Source organism: Mesobacillus sp. (assembly GCF_057785455.1).
The window spans coordinates 1-5,104 of sequence record NZ_JBYNSB010000016.1; the positions used below are offsets into that span (position 1 = coordinate 1).

General features: G+C 45.1%; 2 protein-coding genes. Both read right to left on the reverse strand.

Annotated features, from left to right (window positions below; translation table 11 throughout):
• Positions 1 to 242: 242 nt before the first annotated feature.
• The gene (locus AC3EBE_RS05695; protein ID WP_488594054.1) at positions 243 to 4,568 is read right to left on the reverse strand and encodes a PolC-type DNA polymerase III; all 4,326 of its coding nucleotides are present in this window, start codon (positions 4,566 to 4,568) and stop codon (positions 243 to 245) included.
• 196 nt (positions 4,569 to 4,764) lie between these two features.
• On the reverse strand, positions 4,765 to 5,104 hold a 340-nt coding region (locus AC3EBE_RS05700), incomplete at its 5' end, for a hypothetical protein (protein WP_488594055.1).

Sequence of the window (5,104 nt, forward strand, 5' to 3'; positions counted from 1 at the left end):
CTAGACAATAAGAAAAGCGGAGGCGACTGCTTAACTCCGAAAAGCGCTGGAGGGCCTGCCAGTGAAGTCGCTCTTTGACTTCATTGGCAGGACCGAAGCGTCTCGAGGAGTTAGGAGCCGCAGCTAGACAAGCGACTCGAGCTGCTCAAAGCTATCGCTTCTCCCAAGATATTCGAGGAAGCCCAATCAAAGGTGAAAACAACTGGCTAGGCGCTGGAGCTAGCGCCTTGACTAGACAGTTTTTAGAACAGTGATAGCTGGTTCTGGTCAGGCATTCCCTGAAGGCAGCCGTGATTGTCCAGATATTCTAGTATCGTCTTAGATATTTTCCCGCGCTGTCCGAGGTCTTCTTTTGAAAGGAACTCTCCCTCTTCACGAGCTTTGACAATATTGATTGCTGCGTTTGTTCCCAATCCCGGAATTGCATTGAAAGGTGGAATCAATTTATCTCCTTCAATGATGAATTCTGTGGCACTCGATTTATAGAGATCGACTTTTGCAAACCCAAAGCCGCGTTCGCACATTTCAAGCGCAATTTCCATAACAGTCATCAGGTTCTTTTCCTTAGTGGATGCATCTAGGCCCTTGGCGTTGATTTCCTCGATAACTGAACGAATGCTTTCCGATCCGCGGACCATTGCATCAACATCGAAGTCATCAGCCCTTACTGTAAAGTACGCTGCATAATACATAAGCGGATGATGGACCTTGAAATAGGCAATCCTGACAGCCATCAGTACATAGGCAGCCGCGTGCGCTTTCGGGAACATGTACTTTATTTTTTTGCATGAATCAATATACCATTCCGGCACATTATTTTTACGCATTTCTTCTTCCATCTCATCAGTCAGGCCCTTACCTTTACGGACTGATTCCATGATCTTAAAGGCGAAGGACGGATCAAGTCCCTGATAGATCAGATAAACCATGATGTCATCACGGCATCCGATAACCTCGCTCAAGGTACATGTCTTGTTGTAGATCAATTCCTGCGCATTTCCCAGCCATACATCCGTACCATGGGAAAGCCCTGAAATCTGTACAAGCTCAGAAAAGGTTGTCGGTTTTGTGTCTTCCAGCATCTGACGCACAAAACGTGTACCGAATTCCGGAATTCCCAGTGAGCCTGTTTTTGACATGATCTGTTCTTCAGTTACACCTAGTGATTCAGTACCGCTGAATATCTTCATTACTTCAGGATCATCCGTCGGAATGGTTTTAGGGTCTATTCCGCTCAAGTCCTGAAGCATCCTGATCACAGTCGGATCATCGTGACCCAGGATATCAAGCTTTAGAAGATTATCGTGAATTGAGTGGAAGTCAAAATGGGTTGTTTTCCACTCAGAGGTGTTACTATCAGCAGGGAACTGGATTGGAGAAAAATCATAGATGTCCATATAATCAGGAACAACAATGATTCCCCCCGGGTGCTGCCCTGTTGTTCTTTTTACACCGGTACATCCGGCAGCAAGGCGGTCAATTTCCGCACCGCGAAGCTGGAGGTTATTGTCCCCTTGATACCCTTTGACATAGCCATAAGCAGTTTTATCGGCAACAGTACCGATTGTTCCAGCACGATAAACATATTCTTCACCGAATAAGACTTTTGTATAGTTATGGGCACGAGGCTGATATTCACCCGAGAAGTTCAAATCGATATCGGGAACCTTGTCTCCCTTGAAGCCAAGGAATGTTTCGAACGGTATATCATGGCCGTCTTTTTTATATTTTATGCCACAATCCGGGCAGTCCTTGTCAGGCAGGTCAAATCCCGAGCCGACAGAACCGTCATTAAAGAACTCGGATTTTTTACATTTAGGGCATACATAATGCGGCGGAAGCGGATTTACCTCTGTAATCTCTGTCATTGTCGCAACAAAGGAGGAACCTACTGAACCACGTGATCCTACAAGGTATCCATCATCAAGCGATTTTTTAACAAGCTTATGGGAAATCAAATAAATAACCGCAAATCCATGGCCAATGATACTCTTAAGTTCTTTTTCAAGCCTTGCCTCTACAATTTCAGGAAGATCATCCCCGTAAATTCTTCTGGCCATACCATAGCTCATGCTCCGCATCTCTTCGTCTGCGCCTTCAATCTTTGGCGTATATAGATCATCCTTGATCGGCTTGATCACGTCGATCATATCCGAAATCTTATTCGTATTCTCAACGACTATCTCTTTTGCTTTTGCTTCACCCAGGAAATTAAAGGCCTCAAGCATTTCGTTTGTAGTCCTGAAGTGTACGTCAGGCAGCTCGTGACGGTTGAGCGGATTGGCCCCACCCTGCGAGCTGATCAGGATCTTGCGGTAGATTTTATCATTTTCATTCAGGTAGTGGACGTTACCGGTAGCCACCACAGGTAACTCCAGCTTTTCGCCTAGCTTGACGATATTGGAAATGATATCTTCCAATGCCTTTTCGTCCCTAACCAGCTCAAGCTCCAATAAATGGGCATATACTGCTTTTGGATGCACTTCGAGGTAATCATAAAAATGAGCAGCCTCTTCGACTTCTTCCGGTCCCTTCTGCATCATGCCTTCAAACACTTCACCTTTGTCACAGCCTGACCCGATCAGGATCCCTTCACGGTGCTTGTTCAAAACAGACCTCGGTATCCTTGGCACCCGATAGAAATAATCGATATGGGAAATTGACACAAGCTTAAAGATATTTTTCAGGCCGACTTCATTCTGTGCCAGCAATGTCGCATGATATGGACGCGCACGCTGATAGGATTTACCCTGGCCCATATTGTCATTAAGTTGGTCATGGTACTCAAGACCTTTTTCCGCTGCATCTTTGAGCATCCTTAACAACAGGTACCCGGTCGCTTCAGCATCGTATATTGCTCGGTGGTGCTGGGTCAATTCGATATCAAATTTCTTGGCAAGTGTATTCAGGCGGTGATTTTTCATATCCGGATAAAGGAAACGTCCAAGTTCTAGTGTATCAATGACTGGGTTTGGAGCTTTACCCAAACCGATTTTTTTGTAGCCGACATTCAGGAAGCCCATATCAAATGAAGCATTATGAGCAACCAGGACACTGTCCTCTGTCCAGTCATGGAACTTCTGGAGAACTTCACTTACTTCCGGCGCATTACGGACCATATCATCGGTGATTCCTGTTAGGTTTATCGTTGTAGCTGACAATCTGTGATGCGGGTTTGCGAATGATTCGAATCGGTCGATGATTTCACCATTTCGGATTTTAACCGCAGCCAGCTCAATAATTGTATCGTATACAGCAGAAAGCCCTGTGGTCTCGACGTCAAATACAACGTACGTATCTTCTGCAAGGAGGCGGTGAGCGTCATTATAGGCGATCGGAACTCCGTCATCGACCAGATTGATCTCGACACCATAAAGAATCTTGATATTGTTCTTCTTCCCGGCTCCATATGCCTCAGGGAAAGATTGAACAACAGCATGATCTGTAATTGCAACCGCCTTATGCCCCCATTTAGCAGCCTGGGCAACAAGCGCACTCACTGGAGTCACAGCATCCATCTGGCTCATCGGGGAATGGAGGTGCAGTTCTACCCGTTTTTCACCTTCAGGAGCGCTGTCGATCCTGCCCTTAGGCTTAATTTCATTAATATCGTTCCCAATCATGACCAAATCCCGCACGAATGTATCATTCTGAATGCTGCCGCGTACCTTTAGCCACATTCCTTTCGTGACCCGCTGGTAAATTGCTGCATCCTCTTTGTCACGGGAGAACATTTTTACCATGATGGAGCTTGTATAGTCTGTAATCTTGAAGGTTAACAGCGTTCTTCCGCTGCGAAGCTCTTTTGTTTCTGCAAAGAATACATAACCTTCAATTGCTACACGGCGTTCTTCATCTACGATATCCTCTAGTTTGCGGAAATCGGCATCATCCTTGATTGTAAGTCCGATTGTAACCGGACCATCATGTGGCGCAGCATCACCCTGGGCTTTTTCAGCCTCCTTCTTCTGCATTTCAATCATTGCCATCAGGCCGCGTTCCTGGTCTTCCTTCTCTTTTGCCTTCATGAACTTTTCGTATTCCTCGGAGGTGCTGTTGTCGCTTACTTCCGTATCGATTGTAAGCAGCGGAAATCCAAAGCTCTGGAAAATATCGGTGATAATGCTTGCGTATTTCCTTTTTAAAGCCAGGCCTTCTGTTTCGTTCCGTACGCTTAAGATAAGCTTGGTGCCATGGATTTTAGGAACCTGTTCATTTAACAGCTTTAATAGAGGTGGTGCTATGCCGTCAATTTCTTTGATACAGGTTTGCCAATAATCCAGGATTGCCTGATCATTTATTGACTGCTCAATGACTTTTACTGTATAGGAAATTTTTGCAATATGTGAAAAGGTTTGCTCCAGCTTGCTCGTGAAGGTGCTGAATAGCTGACAAGGGATGATTCTTTCAAACTGAAAATAAAAATGCCATTTCCTTGCCTGTTTTTCAATAACAACTCTATCGATTTCAGCATTGCGAAAATGAGTGACAACCGCATCTTCTGTCAGCTGCAGCTGCTGCAGCAGGAGCTGAAACCTTTCTTTTTTCCCCGAAGAAAGATCACCCATGGTTTTTCTCTCCCATCTGAAAAGCTTTTAATTTTTATCAATATGGCTGTTACAGCCTTCTATTTGCAGTTTAAAATTCTATAAGTTTCGTTAATAGCATTGGTTATTATAACATAAAAATATCGAGGGGTTATCGCTGTTTCGCTTTTTACCAGATAAAAAACTGGAGCCAGCATCGCATAAAATCCATTGAGGTTTATATCCCTAACAGCCTGAATTCACTTCCAAACATAAGAACAAAAAGCGCAAGCGCTTCGTTCAGCCCCGAAAAGCGCTGGCCGACTAAAACCGCCACGTCCTGTGGCAACGTCGGCACTAGAACATCGTGTCCGTCGAAGGGCCTGACAGTGAAGTCGTTCTTTGACTTCATTGGCAGGACCGAAACAGAAAAGTATAGCCGACTGCCCAGAAACACAGAAACTGGAGACTTCGACAAAGAAGCGCTTTTTGCTTCTGCGGGCGAAGTTGAAGCTTCGGAGTTTCTAGGAGGCAAAACTAGACAATAAGAAACGCGGAGGCGACTGCTTAACTCCGAA

Excerpts from the sequence above, each read along its gene's own strand:
- AC3EBE_RS05695 (WP_488594054.1), bottom strand. The coding sequence starts at position 4,568 with ATGGGTGATCTTTCTTCGGGGAAAAAAGAAAGGTTTCAGCTCCTGCTG.